At 56.4% G+C, this 25,555-nt stretch carries 26 protein-coding genes, 1 tRNA gene, 1 pseudogene and 1 other annotated feature; of the genes and pseudogenes, 13 read left to right on the forward strand and 15 right to left on the reverse strand.

Translation table 11 applies throughout. The annotated features are described in order from the left end of the window. Positions 1 to 324: 324 nt before the first annotated feature. The 4 genes from E0E29_RS11180 to E0E29_RS11195 form a co-directional block, all read right to left on the reverse strand. The gene (locus E0E29_RS11180) at positions 325 to 507 is read right to left on the reverse strand and encodes a hypothetical protein (protein WP_130849922.1); all 183 of its coding nucleotides are present in this window, start codon (positions 505 to 507) and stop codon (positions 325 to 327) included. Next, positions 504 to 821: a hypothetical protein gene (locus E0E29_RS11185; protein WP_130849923.1), complete on the reverse strand. Its 318-nt coding sequence runs from the start codon at positions 819 to 821 to the stop codon at positions 504 to 506. Before E0E29_RS11185 ends, E0E29_RS11180 begins: the two co-directional genes overlap by 4 nt. Before the next feature lie 98 nt (positions 822 to 919). Beyond that, positions 920 to 1,111, reverse strand: a complete 192-nt coding sequence (locus E0E29_RS18450; RefSeq protein WP_130849924.1) for a hypothetical protein — start codon at positions 1,109 to 1,111, stop codon at positions 920 to 922. Positions 1,112 to 1,304: 193 nt separating this feature from the next. Further along, positions 1,305 to 1,616 (reverse strand): hypothetical protein, encoded by a 312-nt coding sequence (locus E0E29_RS11195; protein WP_130849925.1) that lies wholly within the window; start codon positions 1,614 to 1,616, stop codon positions 1,305 to 1,307. A 300-nt stretch (positions 1,617 to 1,916) separates the two neighbouring features. Here E0E29_RS11195 and E0E29_RS18745 point away from each other — a divergent pair, with 300 nt between their 5' ends. Both E0E29_RS18745 and E0E29_RS11205 read left to right on the forward strand, forming a co-directional pair. Next, positions 1,917 to 2,315 carry a hypothetical protein gene (locus tag E0E29_RS18745; protein ID WP_242622474.1) on the forward strand — a complete coding sequence of 133 codons (399 nt, stop codon included), beginning with the start codon at positions 1,917 to 1,919 and terminating at the stop codon, positions 2,313 to 2,315. Between the two features lie 4 nt (positions 2,316 to 2,319). After that, positions 2,320 to 2,895, forward strand: coding sequence for a Uma2 family endonuclease (locus E0E29_RS11205; RefSeq protein ID WP_130849926.1), 576 nt, complete (start codon positions 2,320 to 2,322; stop codon positions 2,893 to 2,895). A gap of 343 nt (positions 2,896 to 3,238) precedes the next feature. On the opposite strand, the gene E0E29_RS11210 is transcribed toward E0E29_RS11205, so the two are convergent. The 5 genes from E0E29_RS11210 to E0E29_RS11230 form a co-directional block, all read right to left on the reverse strand. Further along, positions 3,239 to 3,640, reverse strand: a complete 402-nt coding sequence (locus tag E0E29_RS11210) for a terminase small subunit (RefSeq protein WP_165449878.1) — start codon at positions 3,638 to 3,640, stop codon at positions 3,239 to 3,241. Next, positions 3,637 to 4,035: a hypothetical protein gene (locus E0E29_RS11215; protein WP_130849928.1), complete on the reverse strand. Its 399-nt coding sequence runs from the start codon at positions 4,033 to 4,035 to the stop codon at positions 3,637 to 3,639. The genes E0E29_RS11210 and E0E29_RS11215 overlap by 4 nt, the downstream gene beginning before the upstream one ends. An 18-nt stretch (positions 4,036 to 4,053) precedes the next feature. Next, positions 4,054 to 4,824, reverse strand: a complete 771-nt coding sequence (locus E0E29_RS11220; protein WP_130849929.1) for a sigma-70 family RNA polymerase sigma factor — start codon at positions 4,822 to 4,824, stop codon at positions 4,054 to 4,056. Positions 4,825 to 5,021: 197 nt separating this feature from the next. After that, positions 5,022 to 5,459, reverse strand: coding sequence for a hypothetical protein (locus tag E0E29_RS11225; RefSeq protein ID WP_130849930.1), 438 nt, complete (start codon positions 5,457 to 5,459; stop codon positions 5,022 to 5,024). 1 nt (position 5,460) lies between these two features. After that, positions 5,461 to 5,640, reverse strand: a complete 180-nt coding sequence (locus E0E29_RS11230) for a helix-turn-helix domain-containing protein (protein WP_130849931.1) — start codon at positions 5,638 to 5,640, stop codon at positions 5,461 to 5,463. A gap of 137 nt (positions 5,641 to 5,777) precedes the next feature. Here E0E29_RS11230 and E0E29_RS11235 point away from each other — a divergent pair, with 137 nt between their 5' ends. Continuing rightward, positions 5,778 to 6,356 carry a helix-turn-helix domain-containing protein gene (locus E0E29_RS11235; RefSeq protein ID WP_165449879.1) on the forward strand — a complete coding sequence of 193 codons (579 nt, stop codon included), beginning with the start codon at positions 5,778 to 5,780 and terminating at the stop codon, positions 6,354 to 6,356. Further along, a complete protein-coding gene (locus tag E0E29_RS11240) occupies positions 6,334 to 7,521 on the forward strand; it encodes a tyrosine-type recombinase/integrase (protein ID WP_130849933.1) in 1,188 nt (395 codons plus the stop codon). Before E0E29_RS11235 ends, E0E29_RS11240 begins: the two co-directional genes overlap by 23 nt. A 78-nt stretch (positions 7,522 to 7,599) precedes the next feature. Here the strand turns inward: E0E29_RS11240 and E0E29_RS11245 are convergent. After that, positions 7,600 to 7,673: transfer RNA gene (locus tag E0E29_RS11245), tRNA-Gln, on the reverse strand. 142 nt (positions 7,674 to 7,815) lie between these two features. Then, complete coding sequence (locus E0E29_RS11250) at positions 7,816 to 8,538, reverse strand: Bax inhibitor-1/YccA family protein (RefSeq protein ID WP_242622475.1); 723 nt, start codon at positions 8,536 to 8,538, stop codon at positions 7,816 to 7,818. Between the two features lie 161 nt (positions 8,539 to 8,699). After that, positions 8,700 to 8,945, forward strand: a binding site (T-box leader). 83 nt (positions 8,946 to 9,028) lie between these two features. On the opposite strand from E0E29_RS11250, the gene leuA reads away from it, so the two are divergent. Then, complete coding sequence (leuA, locus tag E0E29_RS11255; protein ID WP_130849934.1) at positions 9,029 to 10,714, forward strand: 2-isopropylmalate synthase; 1,686 nt, start codon at positions 9,029 to 9,031, stop codon at positions 10,712 to 10,714. A 186-nt stretch (positions 10,715 to 10,900) separates the two neighbouring features. Here the strand turns inward: leuA and E0E29_RS18750 are convergent, their stop codons facing one another. Further along, entirely contained in the window at positions 10,901 to 11,266 is a 366-nt protein-coding gene (locus E0E29_RS18750) for a hypothetical protein (protein WP_242622476.1), read from the reverse strand. A gap of 662 nt (positions 11,267 to 11,928) precedes the next feature. On the opposite strand from E0E29_RS18750, the gene nrdR reads away from it, so the two are divergent. Further along, positions 11,929 to 12,384, forward strand: coding sequence for a transcriptional regulator NrdR (nrdR, locus tag E0E29_RS11265; RefSeq protein WP_130849935.1), 456 nt, complete (start codon positions 11,929 to 11,931; stop codon positions 12,382 to 12,384). Positions 12,385 to 12,759: 375 nt separating this feature from the next. Here the strand turns inward: nrdR and E0E29_RS11270 are convergent, their stop codons facing one another. From E0E29_RS11270 to E0E29_RS11280, 3 genes are all read right to left on the reverse strand, one after another. Continuing rightward, on the reverse strand, positions 12,760 to 15,045 hold the full coding sequence (locus E0E29_RS11270) for a 5'-nucleotidase C-terminal domain-containing protein (protein WP_165449880.1): 2,286 nt from the start codon (positions 15,043 to 15,045) through the stop codon (positions 12,760 to 12,762). 139 nt (positions 15,046 to 15,184) lie between these two features. Next, a complete protein-coding gene (locus E0E29_RS11275) occupies positions 15,185 to 15,565 on the reverse strand; it encodes a DUF4363 family protein (protein WP_130849937.1) in 381 nt (126 codons plus the stop codon). Between the two features lies 1 nt (position 15,566). Then, the gene (locus E0E29_RS11280; protein WP_130849938.1) at positions 15,567 to 16,244 is read right to left on the reverse strand and encodes a DUF421 domain-containing protein; all 678 of its coding nucleotides are present in this window, start codon (positions 16,242 to 16,244) and stop codon (positions 15,567 to 15,569) included. A 175-nt stretch (positions 16,245 to 16,419) separates the two neighbouring features. Here E0E29_RS11280 and E0E29_RS11285 point away from each other — a divergent pair, with 175 nt between their 5' ends. The 7 genes and pseudogenes from E0E29_RS11285 to E0E29_RS11315 all read left to right on the forward strand — a co-directional run bounded on the left by E0E29_RS11285 (position 16,420) and on the right by E0E29_RS11315 (position 25,422). Beyond that, positions 16,420 to 17,556, forward strand: a complete 1,137-nt coding sequence (locus E0E29_RS11285) for an S-layer homology domain-containing protein (protein ID WP_165449881.1) — start codon at positions 16,420 to 16,422, stop codon at positions 17,554 to 17,556. Next, positions 17,537 to 18,303: pseudogene (locus tag E0E29_RS11290) on the forward strand (IS5 family transposase). The gene E0E29_RS11285 and the pseudogene E0E29_RS11290 overlap by 20 nt, the downstream one beginning before the upstream one ends. Before the next feature lie 196 nt (positions 18,304 to 18,499). Continuing rightward, positions 18,500 to 19,198, forward strand: coding sequence for a hypothetical protein (locus E0E29_RS11295; protein WP_130849940.1), 699 nt, complete (start codon positions 18,500 to 18,502; stop codon positions 19,196 to 19,198). A 181-nt stretch (positions 19,199 to 19,379) separates the two neighbouring features. Then, positions 19,380 to 20,222, forward strand: a complete 843-nt coding sequence (locus tag E0E29_RS11300) for a metallophosphoesterase (RefSeq protein WP_130849941.1) — start codon at positions 19,380 to 19,382, stop codon at positions 20,220 to 20,222. A gap of 181 nt (positions 20,223 to 20,403) precedes the next feature. Beyond that, complete coding sequence (locus E0E29_RS11305; protein ID WP_130849942.1) at positions 20,404 to 21,489, forward strand: carbamoyl phosphate synthase small subunit; 1,086 nt, start codon at positions 20,404 to 20,406, stop codon at positions 21,487 to 21,489. Next, positions 21,489 to 24,758 (forward strand): carbamoyl-phosphate synthase large subunit, encoded by a 3,270-nt coding sequence (carB, locus tag E0E29_RS11310; RefSeq protein WP_130849943.1) that lies wholly within the window; start codon positions 21,489 to 21,491, stop codon positions 24,756 to 24,758. The genes E0E29_RS11305 and carB overlap by 1 nt, the downstream gene beginning before the upstream one ends. A 13-nt stretch (positions 24,759 to 24,771) precedes the next feature. After that, positions 24,772 to 25,422 (forward strand): hypothetical protein, encoded by a 651-nt coding sequence (locus E0E29_RS11315; protein WP_130849944.1) that lies wholly within the window; start codon positions 24,772 to 24,774, stop codon positions 25,420 to 25,422. Positions 25,423 to 25,555 lie beyond the last annotated feature (133 nt).

Here is a 25,555-nt window from a genome sequence, read left to right on the forward strand (position 1 = left end):
CATTCCTGCCGGGCGGAGAGGTGCTAAAATAAAACCGTGGTCGGGAGATCACAATTCAAAACCTCCTCCTCTCTCTCAAAAGAAAACGCGGGTCCGTGAAATCGGACCCGCGTTTCTTATTGTTGTTTAGCGGCACGTAAAAATAAAAAGAGCAAGCGCATTGCGCTTGCTCTTTTTGGCAGCGGGAGAAGGATTCGAATTATAGGTTTGTCTACGATTTAGATTAAAACACGTTATTTTGCGTTATAATTTTCAGAAAATTTCATTCTTTTGTGCAAGCAAGTATTATTGTAGGCAACCAAATCTTATTGACTAAGGGGTATTTTAAGGGGTGGAAAATGGCTTTCGGTGCTCCGGTCCGGTCGTGGTTCCCATGGGGAATACAAAGGGCGTAATGTCAATAGGCGGGAGCTTGGAATATGCCTCCCAGAACTGCTCCATGGTTTCAATCCCGTAGTCCTCCCGCAGGATTTTCCATAGTTCCGATACACGCTCTTGTTGGGTCATGCAGTTTCCCTCCTGGCTTTTCTCCGTTCCTTTTGGCTGGCAAGAATCCTCTCTCGGTTGGCCTGGTACCACGCCTTCTTCCTGGCCGCAACTTCCTCACGGTGAGCGGCCTGGTATGCCTGAGCGTATGCCTTGGCCTGATCCTTCCGGCGCTGATACCGGCGGTGAGCTTCCGCCCGCTGCTTTTCCAGTTCCGGGAAGAGTATGTCTTCGATAAAGTCCGAAATGATATAGTCCTTGTAGGTCATCGGGGAGGCATCTATCAGGGCATCAAACCGCCGCAGCTCTTCAAGCTCTTTTTCGGTGAAGGCCATATCTGTTCCCCCTTCCTTGCGTCCGGCGGACAGTCCGCAGGATTATCCATGGATTTTCCATAGATAATCCTGTGGAGCCTCCACCGGATAAAATAGCATCAGCACACATTCTTGTCTATCCCACACACCGGGAAATCGGAAGCGGCCAGCTTCACGCCGTCCTGGAGACCAACACGGTAAAAGAAATGAGCTTGCAGGTCACACAGGCGGCGAGCGGCTTGCAATGCCCGCTCGGCGTTTGCAGTGTCTTTCACTTGAGAGAGCGCAGCTTCCAGGGCGGCCTCCTCCACCGCCCGCCGCTTCTGTGTGGCGTAAAAAAGCGGCTCCCGGCGGGCCACTACCCCGCCGGGAGCCTTACCAAAATGGACGGCAAGCCTATGAACACCCAGAGTATAACACAACGCCGTTGAAAGTCAAGCGGCGAACACATACAGGAAGGAATACTTGAACTATGGATTTCTATGAGTCTATCACACACGCCCTTTACTGCCGCATGGAGGAACGGGAGGAATCCCTTACTGCTCCCCTAGAGCAGACGGAGGCATACCACGAACAGGACTTTGTGAACCGCTCCACCAGCTCAGGGGCGGCGGCCTTCAGGGCTTTGCTGTCCAGCCTGGAAGAGGTCACGGGCTTCCAGGTGATCTTATACTCCCCGGCCCGCATTTCCTCAGCCTCACCCATGTGAGCTTTGATCTGGTCCTTAATGGCCTCCGCCTCTGCCTGGGCCTCCTCAATCAATTGCTGGAGCTGGCGCAGCTCCCGAGCCTTCGCCTCGATTTCACGAATACTCATACTGTCCACCTTTCCACCCCTCCTGGGGCTTTTTGCTTTTTTGGGGAGCCCGGCGGCGGGGGGCGTTATGTGCGCCTCACGGGGTCGTCTTACCATATCCCTGTCCGCTCTTCTGTGGTGTTCTTGCTGTTACCCGTCCACCTTCGCCGGGGCTGTTCTCCCCTGATATGGTCTTATTGTAGCATACTGTACCCAGTATGTAAATTGACAACAATAACAAATGTACCCAGTATGATTTGTTAAATTTACATACTGTACCCAGTGCGCTGATTCTGATATAATAACTGTGGAGGTGATGACATGGGGAGAACATCCAGCATAGTTAAAGACCGTTATAACGCAAAAGCATATGATGAAATTAAAGTGCGTGTAGACAAGGGCCATAAGGTAGAAATCCAGGCGCACGCCGCTGCCTTGGGTGAAAGCCTGAATGGCTTCATAGGTCGGGCCATAGATGAAGCTATGGAGCGGGATGGCTCTGGAAACCCTGCAAAAGCCCATGGAGTTGTGCAGGATAGTGTTGGGGTATCTCTTGTCCCCGATACGCTGGAGACTGCGCAGAAAGCCGCAGAAGCCACAGGGGAGACCCTGGAGCAATTTATGGAGCGAGCTGTGGTTACTCAGACGGAGCGGGATCACAATTCCCTGCGCCTGGGTATCAATCCGGCAGCCGGTGGCAAACTGGAAAAGGAGGCGTGATTTTATGGCATTACCGGCGGAGAACATGAGATACACTTTTGCGGACTGTCTGTCATGGGAAGGCGAGGGGCGTATAGAAATCATCAACGGGGAACCGTTCATGATGGCCCCACCGTCCAGGATCCACCAGGAAATCAGCGGCGAGCTGTTCCGGCAGTTGGCTAATTTTTTGGACGGCAAGAAGTGCCGGGTATATGCTGCTCCCTTTGCTGTCCGCCTGTTTGAGAAGGACGGGGACAGGCCGGAAGATGTTGATACAATGGTCGAGCCTGACTTGTCCGTGGTCTGTGACGGTGACAAATTAGATAAACACGGGTGCAAGGGTGCGCCGGATCTGGTTGTGGAAATCCTCTCTCCCTCCACACGGCGACATGACCGGCTAGTGAAGCTGGATCTGTACCAGCGGGCCGGGGTTCGGGAATACTGGATTGTTGATACCGAAAACAAGGCCGTACAGGTGTTTTTACAGAATGGCGGCGGGCTGCTTCGCCTCTGTGAGGACTACGGGCGGGAGGATGTGGCAAAAGTCAATGTGCTGGATGGTTGCTTCGTGGAGCTGAGCAAGGTTTTCTCTGAATAGGCAGTATAAGGGCCGGGGGCTGTTCCCCCGGCCTTTTTCTGCTCTTTGCTGTATTGGCCCCTGCAAGCCCCGTTGTGGGCTTTTAATGCTTTTGCGTGTCTTTTCCTGCCTTTAACTTTAAAATCGCTTATAGGCGGTTTCTATGGCCTCCCGTGGGGAGTTCCGCTTTCTGTCTCTTCCTTTCTGCAATACTGGCGCAAAATGGACAGCAAACACCCCCGGAAGGCGGCGGCCTATCCGGGGGTATTGCTTGGCACATACATCTGCAAGTGGCTCGATGCGTATAGATATCATATCACGCTGGGAAAAATATGGCAAGGTGCAGAAAAGGCCGGTGGAGGGGTCACCATTCCCCATCGAGCTGGGCAAGTGCACGGAGTTCTTCCTCTGTCATTCCGGACATGAGCTCCCGGGTCTTTACCTCTGCGTCAACCTCCACACGATCCAAGAAGGCACCATAGGTCTTTGCCAGAAGTTCAGATGCTTTCAGCCGGTCCCCGGTCTTTGCCCCCTGGTCCCTCATGGTAGCAGACCAGAACTGGCGGATCTCCTCTACCTGGGCGGTACTGGCGGCGCTGATCTCCTGGTTCCGCTCCGCAAGGTATTCTTGCACGTCCGCAAAAGTCAACAGGCGTTGCCCCTGGCTCCGGGCGCTCTGGGGGCTGTACCCGGCTTTCCTGGCCGCCTCCGTGGCATTCCCGCTCGCAAGGTAGGCTTCACAGAAGGCTTGCCGTCTCTGGTTCATGCTCCGTTCTCCCCTCGGCCGGCCCTGTCCTGGAATACGCCGTAAATCCCGAACACATGAGCAAGAAGAGCTTCCATCACCCGGCGGTTGTGTCTGTGGACGGTGCATATATCCATGTGCAGCCGCCGCCCAATCTTACGGGCGCTCTCCCGCTGGTCTCCGTCCAGGTAACAGGCCCGGAAGGTCTCTACCTCAGATGGCAGGGAGTGGGCCACACCCACAAGCCGCCGCTCCAGGTATTCACGGGCTACGCTATTCTCTCGGGCAAGCTCTGCCAGAGCCCGGACGATTGCCACAAGCTCACGCCGCCGCTCCGGGCCTATTTCCTCCATGCTGTCCAGCAGGTGCTGGGCCTCCGCCATTTGTTTCAGTTCTTCCACTGTGAAATGTTCCATGTCAATGGCTGTCCTCCTTCAGCTGTTAACCAGGGCCGCCGCCTCTGTCCGGCTGATCCTGGCTGTTTTCCATTTCTCATACCTTGCCGCCTCATGGTATTGCTCGAAGTCCTCGAAGGCTGTCAAGCATTCCTGTAATTCTCTCCGGTGCTTTCCCCGTTCCAGGCGGCGCAAGGCCCGCTCCTCCGCTTCACTTGCTGTCTGCTTCGATGAAAAGCCGCACAAGGGGGCCGCTGTCTCCAGCGTTTGGCCCTCCAGGTAGTGCAGCCTAAGCAAAGCCGCATATTCCGGCGGCAGTGCGTCCAGGGCTGCCCGGATCTCCCGGCGGCAGTAGTCCAGAAAATCCGCATACTCAACACCCATGAAGGCAAGGGCCGCTCCATCATCCGGCAGCAGGTCCCCAACGGTCTCCCCTTCTGGGTCGTCCCGGTGCGCTGCTACCTCCGTACTGTCCGCATATTGCAAGGCATCCCGCCGGGTTGTCCTGATCCCCTCTTCGGCAGCAAAAGCCTTCAGTAGTGAAAACGAGAGGGCAGAGAGAAAGCTCTTTCCTTCGCCTGGCTCATACTGTGCCGCCGTTTCGAGCATAGCCAGAAATCCGGCTTGTGTGAGGTCGTCAGTCTGGGAACGGCAACCGGGGGCGGCAGCTCTCTTCCGGGCCTTCAGCTCTACGAACCGCCGCACAGCCTCCCACAGCTCCAGGGCGGCCCCCGGCTCCCGCTCTCTTACTCTGAGGGCCAAGGCGTCAAGCTCTGTAGCGGTTACAACACCTTGGCCCTTTCTGCTCATACTTTCATCTCCAGAAATCAGAATATTACCGAAACAGTAAGTAAAAAATAGTTGTCCTATTTTCCGGGAAATTTCGTTGTTGCCCACCGGATACTCCACTGGATTCTCTGGTGGAGCATCCGTATCTCCCCCCTGTACCCCCGTTCTCCATGTTGGTTCTGTTATGGTACTGGTTGTGGTTACGGTTATGGTTACGGTTACACCGGATTTTCCCCGGATGTTCCTACGGACTGTCCGTCAGGACCGTCCGGTGGACATTGACCGTTTCTTTTTTCCCTCTTCCGTTTGGCGTCATAGGCTTTGCGGTTTAGAAACTTATACCATTGCTCCTGCCATTCGTCCCAGTCGTGGAGAAACAGGGCTCCGTCCACTTCATCAATCCATCCAGTAGAAATGAGAGTTTTTACAAGTTGCTCGCTGTCAACACCATCTGAAAGCATATCAGATGGTATTGCCGCCGATATTGTTTTTATGTCGGCATCCTGGATTTCTCCGGTACTGTTAGCATTATTAAGTCCCCATAGCCAGAGTGTAACGAGAGTCCCCAGCGCCTCAGCTTTGGATATTCCCGCCGACTTTGCAAATTTCCGCAATTTGGGGCCGTTCACCCCATTATGTACGCTCACCCATGCCATTTTAACCAACCGCCCCAGCCTGTTCCTCCAACCATCGCTTAAGGCTGTCGAGCGGGATCACGATACGCCTCCCAATACGGACAGTGGGGAATCCCTCCTTGTGGATCAGCTCATAAGCCGTCGGGCGGCTAACCCCAACGATTTTCGCCATTTCATCCACGGTAACGGTCAATTTTTCCATGCCAACACCTCCATTACACGAAATTCAATCCTGTATTCTCTTGACTTATTGCAATCAAATAATTACAATAATATTATATTTGTAATATATCGAAGCGTCAAGGGCGTGCAACAATGACAAACTATATTGGAGGTATTATGAGTACGAAGGAAACATTTGGGGCAAGGTTAAAGAAATTAAGATTAAAAAGTCAGTATGATTCACAAGATAGCCTCTCTGAAGCCGTTGGAATTGCGAGACAAACCTTAGGAAATTATGAAAATGATAGCCGCAAGCCCGATAGTGAAATTATCATAAGACTTTCTCGAACGCTGGGAGTATCCGCAGATTATCTATTGGGCCTTACAGAAGTAGAAACCCCAAGTCAGACTATACAGGCCATACATAAAACAACGGGCCTGTCGGAGGAGGCAATCAGGCATCTTCATATTGACTACTCTATGGGTGAAGGGTATTTTTCGCTTTTAAGTGCCATTATCTCCAACCATTTGCTTCCTCAGCTTATATCTATTTTAGAAAACTATATGTCCGCTGATGAATATTTAAGCGGATGTGCTGAGACATTCATATCTGAACTAACTTGTTATGATTCAAATATAGACAGTAGTTTCACTCGAAAAGCTATTATTAAAAAAGTAGCTGAAGAATACTTCTGGAAAATTGTTGATGAATGCAGTGTAAAGGGGGATGGAGATGGCACGAAAGGCAACCCGTAATGCACAGGGCGCCGGCAGCATACGGCAACGAGCGGACGGTACATGGGAGGCCCGCTACACTGTGGGCCGTGATCCCGGTACAGGTAAGCAGCTTAGAAAATCTGTGTATGGGAAAACTCAAAAAGAAGTCAGACAGAAATTATCTCAGGCGGTGGCCGCCCTGGATAATGGGGACTATTTTCAGCCTTCCAAAATGACATTGTCTCGGTGGGTAGAAATATGGCTCCAGGAGTACACCGGGGACAAAAAGTATCTGACCGTCAAGCACTACAAGGCACAATGCAAAACTCACATTGTCCCCAGCCTAGGTGCAGTGAAGCTGTCAGAGCTGGCACCTCCTCAGATACAGGCGTTTTATAACGGCCTCCAGCGGGATGGACTGGCCGCAAAGTCTGTGCGCAACATTCATGGTATCCTTACTAAATGCCTGTCTACCGCCGTTCAGGTGGGTTATCTTCGAAGCAATCCCGCTTCGATGGTCACGCTGCCAAAGATAGAGAAAAAAGAAATTCACCCGCTCACAGATGAACAGGTGAAAGACTTTCTCCGGGTATCTGCCGGGGATGAGTATGAAATTCTCTTGAAGGTGATCCTTTTCACCGGCTTGCGGGAGTCGGAAGCAATCGGCCTAACCTGGGATTGCATAGATTTTAAGGCGGGGGCTGTGAAGGTCTGCAAGCAGCTCCAGAAGCGCCCGCTTTCTGACGGCGGCTTTACCTTCGCCCCTCTGAAAAATGACAAGTCACGCTCGCTCAGGCCCGCCCACTTCGTCCTGGATCTGCTGGAGCGCCGCAAACGGGAGCAGGCAGCGCAGCGCCTCAAGGCGGGGGAGCTGTGGGAGGGCTGGCATACGGCAGAGGAGCAGAAAAGCGCCCTGGTATTCACCACGGCGACAGGAGGCAACCTCAGCCCTCAGACGGTCTACAATCACTACAAGAAACTGGCCGTCAAAATCGGCGCACCAGATAGCCGGGTGCACGATCTCCGCCACACTTTCGCCGTCCTCTCCCTCCAGAATGGGAACGATGTGAAAACTGTCCAAGGTAACCTGGGACACGCCACGGCGGCTTTTACCCTGGATGTTTATGGTCATGTGTCGGAGCGCATGAAAGAGGATAGCGCGGCCCGTATGGAAGAGTACATAAAGGGCCTTGTAAACCTGTGAGGGGTAAAAATAGGGGTATTTATCACTTTCATTGCATGACAAAAGCCCTGAAACCGTTGTGGTTTCAGGGCTTCTCTTTGGCAGCGGGAGAAGGATTCGAACCCTCACAAACAGAGTCAGAGTCTGTCGTGCTACCCTTACACAATCCCGCTATCTTGTTTTGTGCTCTTGGCTTTTTGTTTTGCTCTCTCGTGAGCACGAATGTTATTATATCAGGTTTGCGGGGAAAGTCAAGCATATTTTCCGAATTTCAGAAAAAATTTGGGGACGGTCATTTGACCGTCCCCTGTGGACTCAGCGCTTGCTCTTTCCCATAAAGCGGAGCAGATAGAGGAAGAGGTTGATGAAGTCCAGATAAAGCTGAAGCGCAGAATAGATGGAAGCTTTTTGGGCCAGTTGAGCATCATGGCCAAAGGCGTAGTAATTGGCCTTGATCTGCTGGGTGTCATAGGCGGTGAGGCCCAGGAAGATGGCGATGCCGATGAGGCAGTAGATCCGTTCCAGGCCGGAGAAGAAGGGGAGGAAAAGGGAGAGCAGGCCAAAGAGGATCAGGAAGATGAGACCGCCCGTCAGGATGGGGCGCAGCCGGGTGAGATCACTCTTTGTGAAGTAACCGTACAGAGCCAGCGCCCCAAAGTAGAGGGCGGTGACAGCGAAGATAAGCACCAGACTGGCCAAGTCAAAGATCAGAAAATAGGTGGAAAAGACTACGCCGGTCAGCGCGGCGTACGCAAAGAACAAAAGCGTGGCGCCTGGTACTGAGAGACGGTGGATACAGGCGCTGAGAATCAGAACCACTGCCAGCTCGGCTACCAGGACGATGACATGGAAGGCGGGAATACTGAGGAAGGCGTAGATGGTAAGTCCGCTCACATAGCCGCCCACAGCCACACCAAAGGTGATCAGCAGGCCAAAGAACATCCAAAGGAAGGTTTTCGCAGCGTAGGTCGACAGGGATCCAGTAAATATGTTTTGCTCCTGCCGGCGCTCATTCTGGTAAAAATCGTTGTAATCCAAAGATCATCACTCCAATCATATCGGTCGGATCCAGTCGGACAGGTATAGACGGGCCGAACCTTTATGGTCACACTATAACGTATGTTACCCCAAAAAGAAAGAGATAAAATATGAATTTTTTGTGCTTGACAACCGGACCAGAATCTTCTACAATGTAACTCATAAAAGCAATGATGGGAAGAAGACCCGTATTGCCCGTTCAGAGAGCCGGTGAATGGTGTGAACCGGTACGGCGCATACAGGTGGATACTGATCCCTGAGCCGCTTTCCTGAACCGCCGGTGGCGCAGTAGGGAGAGCCGCGTGGCCGCGTTACCGGCCAGGGCCTTGCTGGAGGCCGACGAGGACCGTACGGGTGACCGGCGGTCGAATCAGGGTGGTACCGCGTATGAGTTATACGCCCCTGACCGTTGAGGTCGGGGGCGTTTTTCATTTGTCCGGCATGCGTCCCCGTACACCAGACCATTGGAATCATAAGGAGGAAGACGGACATGATTAAAAATCCCGAGAACAAGTATATCCCTTTTGTGCCGCTGAAAATGGAGCATCGCGCTTGGCCCGATAAGGAAATCACGCAGCCCCCTATTTGGTGCTCAGTAGACCTGCGGGATGGCAACCAGGCGCTGGTGGACCCCATGAATCTGGAGGAAAAGCTGGAGTACTTCCATACCCTGGTAGACATTGGTGTCAAGGAGATCGAGATCGGCTTTCCCTCCGCCTCTGAGACGGAATATGAGATCTGCCGGGAGCTGATCGATGGTGGCCATATCCCTGACGATGTGACCATCCAGGTGCTGGTCCAGGCCCGCCCCCATCTCATCAAGAAAACTTTTGAGGCCATCCAGGGCGCCAAGAATGTGATCCTCCACTTCTATAACTCCACCTCGACGCTCCAGCGGAAGGTGGTCTTCCATATGGACATGGACGGCATCACTAAGATCGCCACCGACGCTGCGGATCTCATCTATGAGATGAGCAAGCCTATGCTGGAGCAGGGCATGAACCTGCGCTATCAGTACTCTCCGGAGTCCTTTATGGGTACAGAGATGGACTATGCAGTCGAGATTTGTCAGGCGGTGCTGGAGCACCTCCATGCTACCCCGGAGAACAAGGTCATTCTGAACCTTCCCACCACCGTGGAGAACTGCATGCCCAACTACTTTGCCGACGAGATCGAGTACTTCATCTCTAAGCTGACCAGCCGGGACTGTGCCATCATCTCCCTCCACCCCCACAATGACCGTGGTGAGGGTGTGGCCACCGCCGAGATGGGCATGCTGGCCGGCGCCGAGCGCATCGAGGCTACCCTCTTCGGCAACGGCGAGCGCACCGGCAACGTGGACATGGTCACTCTGGCCATGAACATGTATATCCAGGGTGTGGACCCCAAGCTGGACTTCTCCAATATCAACAAGATCAAAGAGATGTATGAGCGCTGCACAAAGATGAAGGTGGGAGAGCGGCAGCCCTACGCCGGCGAGCTGGTCTTCACTGCCTTCTCCGGGTCCCATCAGGACGCCATCAATAAGGGCACTCAGTACATGGAGGAGAGCCACAGCGACAAATGGGAGATTCCCTATCTGCCCATCGATCCGGCTGACGTGGGCCGGGAGTACGAGCCCATTATCCGTATCAACTCCCAGTCCGGCAAGGGCGGTGCCGCCTTTGTCATGCAGCATACCTTTGGCTTCGATCTGCCCAAAGCGATGCACCCCGAGTTCGGCAATATCGTCCAGGTGGAGACGGATCGAGTGGGCACGGAGCTCAAGCCGGAGCGCATCTTTGAATTGTTCCGGGAAAATTACATAGATGCCACCAAGCCCTATGAGCTGGTGCGTCACTCCTTTGCAGAGTTCACCGATGAGGAGGGCCACTCTCACGTCACCTTTGCCGGTACACTCCGGCATACGGATACCACCTTCCAGGTCCAGGGTTCCGGCAATGGACCTATCGACGCTTTCTTCAATGCAATCCATGGCCAGAAGATGGATCGTTTTACTTTCGTAGACTACAAAGAGCACGCCATCAAGCAGGGCTCTGACTCTCAGGCGGTGGCCTACATCCACCTTCAGGACGAGGATGGTAAAGACTGGTTTGGTGTGGGTATGAGTCACAATATCAACCTGGCACCGCTGAAAGGCATCCTTTCCGCCATTAATCGCGCTGCCAAGGACTAAGAGTCCATATAAAAAAGCGGACGTATCACCACTGGTGATACGTCCGCTTTCCTTATGTGTGTATCCCGGGATCAGCTCTTCCCAAGGATACCGGCATTTTGCAGAGACTGGATCAGGCTATTGAACTGATTGATCACATCGGTTAGTGTGGCGCTGGTTGCCAGTGTACTCACTGCGGCAGCAGCCTCAATGGGACCAGTGGGACCAGTAGGACCGGTGGGGCCAGTAGGGCCGGTGGGGCCAGTAGGGCCGGTGGGGCCAGTAGGACCAGTGAGACCAGTAGGACCAGTGAGACCAGTAGGACCAGTGGGACCAGTAGGACCAGTGGGACCGGTAGGACCAGTGGGACCGGTGGGACCAGTAGGACCAGTGGGACCGGTAGGACCAGTGGGACCGGTGGGACCAGTAGGACCGGTGGGGCCAGTAGGGCCAGTAGGACCACCGGAAGGACCAGTGGCACCGGTGGGGCCGGTAGCGCCTGTGACACCTGTCATGCCAGTGGGGCCAGTGGGGCCGGTAGGACCCTGAGGCCCGGGGCAGCAGCAGCGGCATTCGGGGATGGGTGGGCAGCAATTGGGCCAGGGAGAAGGGGGACAGACAGGCGGACGGCTGTGATGACAGCAGCGAACGCTACCGGTCTGAGGTTCCGCCGTCTCATTGCAGTACCCCTGACCGGCCCGAAGAGACGCAGCATACTCAGCAGCGTCCATGGACTTGCGGGGAGAAAAATTCATCATGCTCATGACCTCCAACCCAGCCTATGCCGGATGTACCGGGACTGTGACGGAATGGAGAACAAAGAAAGAGACGCCGGAGAGGAGTCTCTCCGGCGTCTCGTACCTGTTGACTATGTCTGCTCAGGAGCGGGTCTGGTCAGACTTCTTCTGCTCCTTCTTACGGTTCTGTGCAGGCTGCTCCTCCTTACGGGCCTGGGGCTCGGTGCGGGTGGGCTTCTGATCGTCCTTCATGGTGTAATCACCTCTTTTCCAGCCGGGCACAGGCTGAAGCGGATGGTTTCCGCCGGACCTCTGCCGTTCTGAGACTAGTATGGCGCACCTCGTATCAAACTATACACACTTTTTCCGTCAGAGGATATTTTTACATCTTGAGCCCCCAAGTTTTTCAAAAAAATATACCATCTCTACAGGTACTGTGGTATAATGCGTGCAAGAGAAATTTTGGACCAGCAGGACTGAAAGAAGGAGGCGGTACCCGTGAAGTGCCCGTTCTGCGGAAATCTGGAGAGCAAGGTTGTAGATTCACGACCCTCTGACGAGGGCACCAGCATTCGGCGCAGGAGGGAGTGCCTGGAGTGCCATAAGCGTTTCACCACTTATGAGACGATGGAAAGCCTGCCGCTGGTTGTAATTAAAAAAGACGGTAGCCGTCAGACCTTTGATAAGGACAAGTTGTTGGGAAGTATGCTCAAGGCCTGCGAGAAGCGTTCGGTCCCTATGTCCAAGCTGGAAAAAATCGCAGTGGAGATCGAGCAGGCCCTCCAAAACGACATGGAGCGGGAGGTCAACTCTTCGGTCATCGGCGAGTTGGTAATGGAAAAGCTCAAGGATGTGGACGAGGTGGCCTATGTGCGCTTCGCTTCGGTTTACCGCCAATTCAAGGACATTGGTACCTTTATGGAAGAGTTAAGCAAACTCATCGACAGCAAATAATGATGACCCCGTCCCCCGAAAAATGGCACATCGTCCCATGATTTTGACCCAAATTTGAAGCGAGAGTGCGTTGGAAATATCCAGCGCGCCCTCGCTTTTTTCATGCCCTGAAACAGGATATAGAATGAAATAAGGGTTAAGAATCGTTTGAATTTCTTTGCGGATTGGATGCAATACTGCTGTAAATGCGGTGTAATTGTTGCAAACGGCGGAGCGTGTTCGGACGGTGAGGGGAGCGTGGTTGGGAGCAGGAGTGGCGCGTCAAAATGATGCGGACAAGCGACGGAAATAAAATGGACGGGGACAAATAAAAAAGCTGGCCCGGACAAATGTCCGGGCCAGCCTTTTGCTGTTTAATAGGGAATGAGGGAAGGCTTATGCCGCAGCCTCAACAGCGGTGAGGGCGGCGATCATGGCGTCGGCCTCAGTGCTGGTGATGGTGCCCTGAGGATTAAAGGCGTTGTCCTCGCCAACGGTGATGTACTGGGCGATGACGTTCCACATGACACCGTCGGCAGCCCAACCGGAGATGGAGGCAGCGTCGGTGTAGGGGATCTGGACAGCCCAGGCACCGGTGGGGCCCTTCTCCAGAGCGGTGGCGGCGTTCATCAGCATGATGGCGGCCTGCTCACGGGTGATGGCCTGATCGGGCAGGAACTTGCCGGTACCGTCGCCGGAAATGATACCCTGGTCGGCGGCCCAGTCCGCGGCGTAGCTGTCGGTCACATCGATGAAGGCAGCGGGGGAAACCTCCACGGAGGCATCGCCCACGATAGCGGTGTAGAGCTTCTCCACAAAGTCCTGACGGGTGATGGTGTCGGCCACCTCAGTGCTCTCGCTGGCGCCGGCATTGAGCGTCCAGTGGCTCTTGGCCTCGGGCGGGGTGATGTCCTTGCCCTCGGCGGTCATGGCCTTGATGTACTCAGCGATAACCAGGGTGACGGAGCCGCCGATGGAGCCGAACTCCTCAGAGACAGAGCCATCCCACAGCACAGCGTCGGTGCCCATGGTGATGCCGGTGGTGGCGTACCAGCCAAATTCATCGCCGGCGGCGTTGGCGGACAGCCGGTAGGAGTTGAGGGCCACGGTAAAGGTCTGGTCGTCGGTGACGGGCTGACCCTGATAGGTCAGATTGACCACGCGGCTGCCCTCGGGGTTGCCCATGTAGATGTCATAATCCATGCCGTAGAGCTGGTCGGTGCCGAAGCCGCCGCCGGTGATGGTGCCGTCGGCCTCCACGGTGAAGTCCTTGGTGCAGTCCTCCAGCCAGTCCTTGATCTGCTTGCCGGTCATCTGGATCATGTAGATGAGGTTGTTATCGTACTTGTAGAAGGAGTAGCAGTCCTTCAGGCTGATGGGGGCGGTCTCTGCATCGCCAAGGAGCTGGCCGATGCAGAAATCCTTGTTGGCCACGGGGGAGGCCAGGGACAGCTGGGCGCCGGTGGCCCACAGCTGGGCCTCGTGGACCAGGTTCATAGTGTCGCTCTGGACATGGAAGAGATCCGTCTCGTCGTCCCAGTCGCCGGAGAGGGTGCCGATCTGCTCAGTGATGAAGGGCAGGGTCCGGTCATAGTAGGGCTGCATGAGCTCCTTAAGGCCGGCGTCGTTCTCATAGGCATTCAGGTCCAGGTTTTCACTCTGGCCGATGGTGAAGGTGCCGTCGGCGGCGATGGTGACCACGGTCTTGGTCAGGGTGGAGGTGCCGCCGTTGACGCAGGGGACGGTCTGGCCGTCGGCGTTCTTCATCTCGGTCACACCCACGGTGTGGTTGTGACCGGCGATGACCATATCAATACCGGTGGTGTTCTCCACCATGTGGCGAACCTGGTTCTCGGGGGAGAAGTCGGTCTTGCCGGTATCCACGGCGTCGCCGTCACCGGCGCCCACCAGGCCACTGTCTTCGCCGGAGTGGCAGGAGACGATGACAAAGTCGCAGCCCTCATCCTCGCGGAGGGCCTTCTGCCAGTAGTTCACCCACTCATAGGCGTAGGTCCGGTCGGTGTTGTCCTTGTGGACGAAGTCGGAGCCCTCATAGTGGGTGGGCAGATCCCAGTTGGGGACGTTCACATTCTCGAAGCCAAGAATGCCTACCTTGAACTCCTTGCCGCCAACATCAAAGGTCATGACCTTGTAGGGGGTGAGGTTGGGCTCCTGGGTCTCGATGTTGATGTAGTTGGCGCACAGGGCGCTTACCGGGGTGCCGGGGTACTTGTCGGTGGTATCGGCCAGCATGTCATAGAAAATCTGCTGGGTCTCCATGTCGAAATTGAACTCGTGGTTGCCGGGGATGAAGGCGTCGTAGCCGATGTACCGGAGGCAGATGGCCATGGGGTTGTCCACGCCGCCCTCCATGTTCATGTTGTAGCTGATGATGGAGCTGCCCTGGATGATGTCACCGTTGTCGATGAGAATGGTGCCGTCCATGGCCGCCCGCTCTTCCTTCATGGCGGTGGCCACCTTCAGGTAGCTGTTCTTGACTTCCTTGCCGTCAATGGGATTGAGGTCGTAGCACTTTCCGTGCATGTCGGTGGTGGAGTAGATGCCGAGGGTAAAGGCATCGTCCTCAGCGGCGAAGGCGGTGACACCAGCGCAGCCGACCAGCATGACAGCGGCCAGCGTTCCGGCCGCCACACGGCGCAGGGTGGGGTGATGCTGTTCCATGTGATCTCCTCTTTTCCTTTTATTGGCGTCAGGACAAACCTGAGTCACCCCCATTATACTCTCTTCGTCATAAGGTGACAAGGGGGAGGAGCTAAAGCAGAGGCTTTGCGATGGAACAGGAAAGGCCCACCCTGTGGGATCACAGAAGATTTTGCAGGTTGAACTGCTCCATGGAGGCTACTAGCTCCAGCCGGGCGATAAGACGGGCGTTGGAGGCGGCGTACTCCTGGGGCTCCCGGGTGCGAAGAAAGCCCTCTACCTCCCGGAAGCTGGTATAGACCTCATCGGTGTCGGCGTGGCGAAGGGTGGTATAAAGGTAGAGCTCCCGGGCTTGCCAGTGCTTCAGTGCCTCCCGGGTCAGAGCATCCGCCTCCTCCCAGTCTTCCTGCTGAGCCAGGATCTGGGCCTCCTCCAACAGGTCAGTGATGGTCCCGGTGAGGTGCTTGAGATAGAGGGAGTTGCCCACGGTGGCGGCGAAAATCAATACCAGCAGGGCCAGGGAGATCCAAAGCCGCCGCATCTCACACCGCCTCCCGGGCCACGAAGCAGATGCCGCCCGCCTCGTCCACAGTGAGCAGGAAGACCTGGGAGGGTGAGCACACCCCATGCTCAGCCAGCCGCTGGTCCAGCCAATTCCGGTCCAAGCCCTGGGCCTTTAGGGCCTTTTCCATGAGACGGCCATCGTTGATGAGCACCACCGGCAGGCCGGGTTCCTGAGGGGAGAGGCCCATCTGACCGGCGGTCACCGGCTGTTCGGCGGCCTTGGGCAGGACGGACACCCGACCGCTGGTCTCCAGGATGGCGTATTTGACGGTATTGAGGTCGGTAATGCCCTGAGCACGGAGTTCCTCATGTAGTTCGTCCACAGTGAAACGGTTGCGGCGCATCTCCTGCTGATCCACCTTGCCGTCTCTGACGATAACGCTGGGACGGCCGCAAAGCACAGCACGGAAGCGGACGCTGCGCATGGTAAGCACCGAGAGAATCATGGTAACACAGAGCAGGGCGAGGATGGGGAGTACACCGGAGAGCAGCGGAATTCCAAAGTCCTGCATGGGCACGGCGGCGAGATCCGCGATGATGAGATCCAGCACCAGCTCCGAGGGCTCCAGTTCTCCCACTTGGCGCTTACCCATGAGTCGGATCCCCAAAATGATGAGAAGATAGAGGATGACGGTGCGCACCACGCCAATGACCATGATCAGGACCTCCAGAGAAATAAAGTAGTCTCATCAGTATGAACTCAAAAAGGACATTTTATTCCCATAATGGGCACATCTGGCGGGAAAAAGACGATGCAGCCAGCATATTTTCCCAGGGATGGTTTTGTGGTATCCTTTTTCCAGTAACCAAACTGTAAGGAGGAGTGGCAACATGAAAAAACGCATCCTGTCCCTGGTGCTGGCCAGCGCCCTGTGCCTGAGCCTGACAGCCCCGGCCCTGGCCGCCGGGCTGGACAACTTCGACAAGGTGAATACCTATACCACCGGGCAGTTCACCGACGTCCCTGCCGACGCCTGGTTTGCTCCCAACGTCCAAACCGCCTATGAACTGGACCTGATGACCGGCAGTAGCGAGACCACCTTCAACCCCAACGGCAACCTGACCGTTGCCGAGGCCCTGGTCCTGGCCTGCCGCCTCCACAGCACCTATGTGGGGGACGGGGAGACCTTCGCCGTTGACGGCGGCACCTGGTATCAGCCCTATGTGGACTACGCTGTGGCCAGCGGGATCATTGCCGCCAACGCCTACACCGACTACACAGCCACCGCCACCCGGGCCCAGTTCGCCGCTATTCTGGCCGCCGCTCTGCCAGACGAGGCCCTGCCCGCCATCAACTCGGTGACCGCTCTGCCCGACCTGGACGGCAGCGCCGCCTACGCCGCCGCCGTGCTGAAGCTCTACAACGCCGGCATCCTCACCGGCAGCGACGCCGCCGGGTCCTTCAAGCCCACCAGCACCATCCAGCGCTCCGAGGTGGCCACCATCGTCACCCGCATGGCCGACAAGAGTCTGCGTAAGACCTTCACCCTCTCTGCCGCCCCCAGTACACCTAATGTTCCCGCCTCCACCAAGAAGTTCGACGGCCCCATCACCCTGGATGATCTGCAGGGTGTTTGGTATGCGGAATCGTATAATTACGGTGCGCTGACGATGAAGTCTGAGCTTATCTTCAATGGAGATAACCTTACACTCATCAGATATCACGCTGACAGCGAAAGATATAACGCCTGGAAAGGCACGGTCACCGTACATTCTGAGATGCTGGCCTCGGACCCCAACGTGTGCCACATGGTGCTGGAGATGTCGGATTACCTGTATGTTTCCGTTATAAACGGAAACGGCCGTGTAGATGAGGGCGTCGAATGTCCGTCCTTGAATTATGATTCCAATATTATGCTGGAGGAGGATTGTTTTAAGCAGGGCTCGAGCACGTTTAGGCCTTGTTTGAAAAATAAAAGTTGCACAAGAAACCAAGTTATGCGAAGCTATGAGCATGAAACGATATGAATTAACAAAAGAACAATGGGAACGAATCAAGCCGCTGCTGCCACCGGAAGAAACGGGAAAGCGGGGTCGTCCCCGGAAGGATAACGGGATCATGTTCAACGGAATGCTCTGAATCGTCCGGAGCGGTGCGCAGTGGCGTGAGCTGCCGGCGACCTATGGTCCTTGGCAGTCTATATACGCAAGATTCGCCAAATGGCGGAATGAGGGCACTCTGGAAGCGGTATTCCACACACGGTCTGCGGACGCGGATATGGAGAACCTGAGCATGGACTCCACTTGCGTAAAGGTGCATGAAAGCGCAAATGGCGGGGAAAAAAAACGGCGGATAAGGCGGTTGGCCGTACCAAAGGCGGGTGGAACACAAAGCTCCACGCTGTCGTAGACGGTCTGGGAAACCCGGTGGAGTTCCTTCTCTCCGCTGGAAATGACCACGATTCGGTTCACGCTGTTGAACTGCTGAAAAAGGTCAGAATCGGCGGGAGTGCCGTGCTGGCAGACCGGGCCTATGGTGCCCGGACGATTCGGGAATATATCTCAGCGCACGGGGCCAGCTATGTGATCCCGCCGCAAAGCAACGTTTCCGATCCCTGGCCGGTTGACTGGCATCTGTATAAAGAACGCCATCTGGTGGAGTGTTTTTTCCAGAAAATCAAGTGGTTTCGCAGAATCGCCACCAGATATGACAAGTCGGATGCTTCCTTCCTAGCCTTTGTGTATCTTGCCTCCATCGCTATTTTGTTGCTTTAGCACAATCTCCGCCTTTTTTCAAACAAGCCCTATTCTGCCTCAGAAGTAATGTGCATTGTTACATACCTGACTATCCGGCCAGCGGCCTCTACTTGCTGACCGCTTTTGGTATGCCCTTTTTCTTTCCTCAATTTTTCTTTATTTCCCTATTGACTTTTTATTTGCAGACTTCCAGATCTACGACGGAACATACACCATGACCTCAGAGCCCATCAACGAGGATGAAAATGTCAGAAAGCTTACGCTGAATACGACCTATGAGCAGGTGGATGGCAATTCTAAAGACGGCTTTAAGGTCACGGGAAACGATACCCGCACCATTGAATTTACCACCAACCTGTTGGTCCCCGAGGACTGCTTCATCTGGTCTGGGGCTACTTTCTACCGTGCCGAGCCGACGGTCAAGCAGGAGTATGAGACGGTGCTGGCCAACTTCGGCGGCATCAAAGACCCGGCAGACGCCGGATATCCCATGTATGCGGAGTTTCCTTCCATTCCGGACTTCGGGGCTATTTATGGTTTGGAGCGAATCCCGGCTCCCGATGAGGAAGACGTGCGGCTCCCTGCCGAGATGGAGGAAATTTTTGATGCCGCAGACGCCTATACCTCTGATGTGACCACATATTATTACAGCGCCTACGACTTCCAGAAAAGGGAAAACTCCTTTTTCCCGCCTTATCTGGATATCGGCTTCTTTTATGACTATGAGGACGCCATGGAGGCCTGTGGATTTGAAGGAAAATTTCTGTCGAACATTTTGGGAGAAAAGAAGTTTTATTATGAAGGTTACGGATATTTGGTTTCCTATACCATCCTTCATGTAGACCTCTCCTTTGCGACGGGACACGAAGACTACACAGGAGATAAAATTGCGATCTACATCCAACCCGCCTGACCGGGTTTCCTGATACATTGCGCGGGCCCTCAGGTACTCCGGGGGGCCCGCATTCGTTTATCAATCCGGCACAGGATGGGCAAAGCGGCTTTTTCGCTTCAGATCTATCTGTTTGCCTTTTGCCACCACCGTTCCTATGCTATAATAGAGGAAAATCCGTCAGGAGTACCCGGAGGTCCCCATGAAGAAAAAGCACCTGCGCATCCTGCTGCCGGCAGCGGCGGCCATCGCGGTGGCGGCTGCCGCCCTCAATACCCGCCTCACCCTGCGTCACTATACGGTGGAGTCCGCTAAGGTCTCTCAATCCGTCCGAGTGGTGCTGCTCACCGACCTCCACGCCTGCGATTACGGTGAGGGTCAGCGGGAGCTGCTGGGCATGGTGGAGGAACAGCACCCTGATCTGGTGCTGCTGGGAGGCGACATTCTGGACGACGACCCGACTCTGCCGGAGGAGAACGCCTGGACCGTCATCGAGACTCTGGGCCGGGCTTATCCCACCTTCTATGTGACCGGCAACCATGAGTTCTGGAGCGGCCGTGCGGAGGAGATGAAAGCCCGCATCGCGGAAAGCGGCGTTACCGTGCTGGAAGGTGAGGGGCAGACCGTAGTCTTTCAGGGCCAGCCCATCCACATCTGCGGCATTGACGATCCGGCGGTTGGGACAGACGTCTGGCAGGCGCAGCTTGCCAGCGCCGCCCATGGGGCAGCGGGGGAGGGGTTCTCCATCCTCCTCACCCACCGGCCGGAGCGGACCAGCGCCTACGAGGGGCAGGGCTTCGACCTCATCCTGGCCGGCCATGCCCATGGGGGACAGTGGCGCATCCCATTCCTCCTCAACGGGCTCCTGGCTCCCAACCAGGGCTTTTTCCCCGCTTTTGCCGGTGGCCGGTACGAGCTGGGGGAGAGCACCCTCATCGTCAGCCGTGGCCTGGCTAGAGAGTCCACCCGGGTACCCCGGATCTTCAACCCACCGGAAGTGGTGGTTATCGACGTGGTCCCACTCAAAAATGCACCAGAAAAATAATTAGGAAAACTGCATGTTTTTTAGCATTTGATGCGGAATGACTGCATAAAAGGATGGAATATACATATAATTTGTCCAAAAACACGTTTTTGCAATTCTGCAAGAAAATGCAGTTGTCAAGGGCATGGATTTGGGTTAAAATCGAACGGATAAACTGGAAGAGAAAGGCGGGCTGTGATAGATGAAGGCGACCTTGATCCTGGAAAACGGCATGACCTTTACAGGGGAGAGCATCGGCTCCACGGCGGACCGGATCTGTGAGATGGTGTTCAACACCTCCATGGTTGGCTACCAGGAGATCCTCACCGACCCCTCCTACGCCGGACAGGGCATCGTGATGTCCTATCCCCTCATCGGCAATTACGGCGTCAATTCGGAAGACAACGAGTCCTCTCGTCCCTGGGGCGAGGCCTTTGTGGTGCGGCACCTGTCCCGGCGCGGCAGCAATTTCCGCTGTGAAGGCGATTTGGATGATTATTTAAAGGAACACGGTATCACGGGCATCCAGGGCGTGGACACCCGTGCCATCACCCGTATACTCCGCAGTCAGGGTACCATGAACGGTATGATCACCTGTGCGGAGCATTTTTCTATCCAGGACCTGCTGGAGCCCATCCGGGCCTACCGGGTCCAGGGCACCGTGGAGCGGGTGAGCAGGGAGGAGGTCCAGGTCTATCCCTCCATCCCCCGGCAGAAGCTGCGGGTGGCCCTGCTGGACTTCGGCGTGAAGGAGAACATGATCCGCTGCCTCCAGGAGCGGGGCTGTGAGGTCACTGTGTTCCCCGCCCACACCACCGCCGTGGAGATTCTCTCCGGGAAGTTTGACGGCGTGATGCTCTCCAATGGCCCCGGCGACCCCGCTGACAATGTGGCCATCATTGCCGAGATCAAGGAGCTCTACGCCTCCGGTATTCCCATTTTCGCCGTCTGCCTGGGTCACCAGCTCATGGCCCTGGCCACCGGTGCCGAGACCCGGAAGATGCGCTTCGGTCACCGGGGCGCCAACCACCCGGTGAAGGATCTGGACGCCGGCCGGGTCTTCATCACCAGCCAGAATCACGGCTATGTGGTCACCGCCGAGAGCGTGAAGCCCGAGGTGGCCCAGGTCTCCCACATCAACGTCAATGAGGGCAGCGTGGAGGGACTGCGCTATACCAACGGCAACGTCTATACCGTACAGTTCCACCCCGAAGCAAGCCCGGGACCCAAGGACACGGAATATCTCTTTGACCGGTTCGTTCGCCGGATGGAAGGAGGCGCCTGGTAATGCCCAAGAATCCAAATATCAAAAAGGTGCTGGTGCTGGGCTCCGGCCCCATCGTCATCGGACAGGCCGCCGAGTTCGACTACGCCGGAACTCAGGCCTGCCGCGCCCTGAAGGAAGAGGGCGTGGAGGTGGTGCTGGTCAATTCCAACCCCGCCACCATTATGACCGACAAGGACATCGCCGACCACGTCTACATCGAGCCCCTGAACATCGCCTCGGTGACTCAGGTCATTCAGAAGGAGCGGCCCGACTCCATCCTGCCCACCCTGGGCGGTCAGACCGGCCTCAACCTGGCCATGAACCTCCACGAGCAGGGCATTTTAGCCGAGTACAATGTGAAGCTGCTGGGCACTAGCCCCGAGTCCATCCGCAAGGCGGAGGACCGCCAGGGCTTCAAGGACGCCATGGAAGAGATCGGCCAGCCCTGCGTCACCTCCGACGTGGTGGAGAGCGTGGAGGACGCCGTGAACTTTGCCAACTCCATCGGCTATCCCGTCATTGTACGCCCCGCCTACACCCTGGGCGGCACCGGCGGCGGCATCGCCTATGACGAGCCCTCTCTCCGTGAGATCGCCGACCGGGGTATCCACCTCTCCCGGGTGGGGCAGGTCCTCATCGAGCGCTCTATCGCCGGCTGGAAGGAAATCGAGTTCGAGGTCATGCGGGACTCCGCCGGCAACGTCATTCAGATCTGCTCCATGGAGAACATCGACCCTGTGGGTGTCCACACCGGCGACTCCATCGTGGTGGCCCCCACCCAGACCTTGGCCAACAAGGAGTACCAGATGCTCCGCACCGCCTCCCTGGATATCATCTCCGCCCTGAAGATCGAGGGTGGCTGCAACGTCCAGCTGGCGTTGAACCCCGACAGCTATGAGTATGCCGTCATCGAGGTCAACCCCCGCGTGAGCCGCTCCTCCGCCCTGGCCTCTAAGGCCACCGGCTACCCCATCGCCAAGGTGGCCGCCAAGGTGGCCCTGGGCTACACCCTGGACGAGATCCCCAACGCTGTCACCGGCAAGACCACTGCCTGCTTTGAGCCTACACTGGACTACTGTGTCCTGAAGCTGCCCCGTCTGCCCTTTGACAAGTTCACCACCGCCAGCCGCACTCTGGGTACCCAGATGAAGGCCACGGGCGAGGTCATGGCCATCGGCAACTCTTTTGAGGGTGCCCTTATGAAGGCCATCCGCTCCCTGGAGCTGCCGGTGAAGTCCCTGCGCATGGACGGTCTGGAGGACCTCTACACCGAGGAGATCGAGGACCGTCTGGTCAACGTGGACGACCAGCGGCTCTTTGTGGTGGCCGAGGCCCTGCGCCGCGGCTTCTCCCCGGAGAAGATCAACAAGATCACCAAGATGGACATCTGGTTCCTGGATCGGTTCAAGAATATCGTGGACATGGAGGACAAGCTGGACCGCGGTCACCTGGACGAGCGCACCCTGCGTCAGGCCAAGGAGATGGGCTTCTCCGATGCCTGGATCGCCGCCCTCTCCGGTAAGACTGCGCCCGAGATCAAGGCGCTCCGGGAGTCCATGGGCATTATTCCCGCCTTCAAGATGGTGGACACCTGCGCCGCCGAGTTCGAGGCCCAGACCCCCTATTACTACTCCACCTATGACCAGGAGAACGAGGCCGCCATGCCCCACGAGTGGGGCGACGCCCCGGTGTGCGAGTCTCTGTCCGCCGCTCCCGCCCACGCCTACACCGCCGACCCGGAGAAGAAAAAGGTGCTGGTGCTGGGCTCCGGCCCCATCCGCATCGGTCAGGGCATCGAGTTCGACTACTGTTCGGTCCACTCCGTCTGGGCCTTCAAGCGCCTGGGCTACGAGACCATCATCATCAACAACAACCCCGAGACCGTCTCCACCGACTTCGATGTGGCCGACAAGCTCTACTTTGAGCCCCTGACCCCCGAGGACGTGCAGAATGTGGTGGAGCTGGAGAAGCCCTGGGGCGCCGTGGTCCAGTTCGGCGGCCAGACCGCCATCAAGCTGGCCAAGGCCCTCACCGACATGGGCGTGCCCATCCTGGGCACCTCTTCTGACGGCGTGGACGCCGCCGAGGACCGGGAGCGGTTCGACGAGATCCTGCAGCAGTGTAGCATCCCCCGTGCCGCAGGAAATACCGTCTTCACCACCGAGGAGGCTCTCGCCGCCGCCAACGAGGTGGGCTACCCCGTGCTGGTGCGGCCCTCCTATGTGCTGGGCGGCCAGGGCATGGAGATTGCCTATAACGACCGGAACATCGTGGAGTTTATGCGCATCATCAACCAGACGGTCCAGGAGCATCCCATTCTGGTGGACAAGTACCTCATGGGCCGCGAGGTAGAGGTGGATGGCGTCTTTGACGGCGAGGATATTCTCATTCCCGGCATCATGGAGCACGTGGAGCGGGCCGGTGTCCATTCCGGAGATTCCATCTCGGTGTATCCGCCCCTCCACATCGAGGAAAAGCACAAGGAGACCATCCTCAAATACACCTATGATCTTGCCAAGGCCCTGGGGGTCATCGGCCTCATCAATATTCAGTTCATCCTCTACAACGACCAGGTCTACGTCATCGAGGTCAACCCCCGTTCCTCCCGCACCATCCCCTATATCTCCAAGGTGACCGGTGTGCCCATTATCGACCTGGCCACCAAGGTCATGCTGGGCCAGAAGCTCAAGGACCTGGGCTACGGCACCGGCATCTACCCCGAGGCCGACTACTATGCCGTCAAGATGCCTGTCTTCTCCTTTGAGAAGCTCACCGACGTGGACACCGGCCTCGGGCCCGAAATGAAGTCCACCGGCGAGTGCCTGGGCCTGGCCGAGTCCTTCCCCCAGGCCTTGCTGAAGGCATTCAAGGGCGCCAATATGAAGGTGCCCAAGAAGGGCGGCCGGGTCATCATCACCGTGAAGGACGAGGACAAGGGCGAGATGATCGGCATCGCCCGGGGTCTGGAGGATATGGGCATCGAGATTCTGGCTACCTCCGGTACCTGCAACGCCCTCAATGCCGCTGGTGTCCCCGCCCGGAAGGTGGCACGTGTCTCCCAGGCCCACCCCAACATTCTGGACATGATCGCCTCCGGCTCCATCGACCTCATCATCAACACCCCCACCAAGGGCCGCAAGCACGACACCGACGGCTTTAAGATCCGCCGGGCCGCCGTGGAGCACTCCGTGGCCTGTGTCACCGCCATCGATACCGCTCACGCCATCCTCACCGTCCGGGAGCAGGGCCGCAGCGCCGACCTCAGACCCATCGACATCACCGAGATCTGAGGGGGGAGAGGCGATGCGGCTTCGCCGGAGACTGCGTTTTGACATCTGGCTGTGCATTCTCCTGTCCTATCTCGTGTCACTGGGTACGGCGTCTGTAACGGCCTCCATCAGCGCGGCCACCTATGCTGACTATGCAGCGGCTCATACTGCATTGCCCGGAGAACCGGGGAGCATGGCGGATGAGGACGTCCCCCGAGCGGAGAGTGTGGAGGATCTGCTGACAATGGATACCTTTACCGTTGTCTCCGAGGGAATCTCTTACCGCAACGAGGGAGCAGGCTACTACGAGGATATGTACCTTTATAATCTGCGCCTCCCCTCCGGGGAACGGGTGGCCGCCTGGATCAACCTGGAGAACGTCCAGAACCAGGGAGATATTTACTCCGGAGCGGCAATTCTCCCTGTGGGACAGGTGGTGTGGGCCGATCTGGAGGAAAACGCTTCCTTTATGGACCAGATTACCGCTGGATACCCCTTGGACCGCACCGACTTTTATGTGGACATGACAGGGAACGCCGCCAAGTATAGTGAGGAATACCGTACAGAGAACTATACCCTGTGGGTCCAGGGCATCACCCTCCTGATCTGTTTTCCGCTCTTCCACGGGCTGGGTTCTCATTTCGGGGTGTTTCCCGCCTTTTTCCCTTCCAGACGGAGGGAGTGAGAGGAGCAATTCTGAGCCTGCCTGGAGTCATGTTGGCGGACTGCTGCGCGCAAATTAACCAAATCATAAATACAGCCGCCCTAGAGTTTCTGGGGCGGCTGTATTATTGCTACAAAAGAAGGATGGTCCGTGG

This window comes from Intestinimonas timonensis (genome assembly GCF_900626145.1).
Lineage (GTDB): Bacteria > Bacillota > Clostridia > Oscillospirales > Oscillospiraceae > Intestinimonas > Intestinimonas aquisgranensis.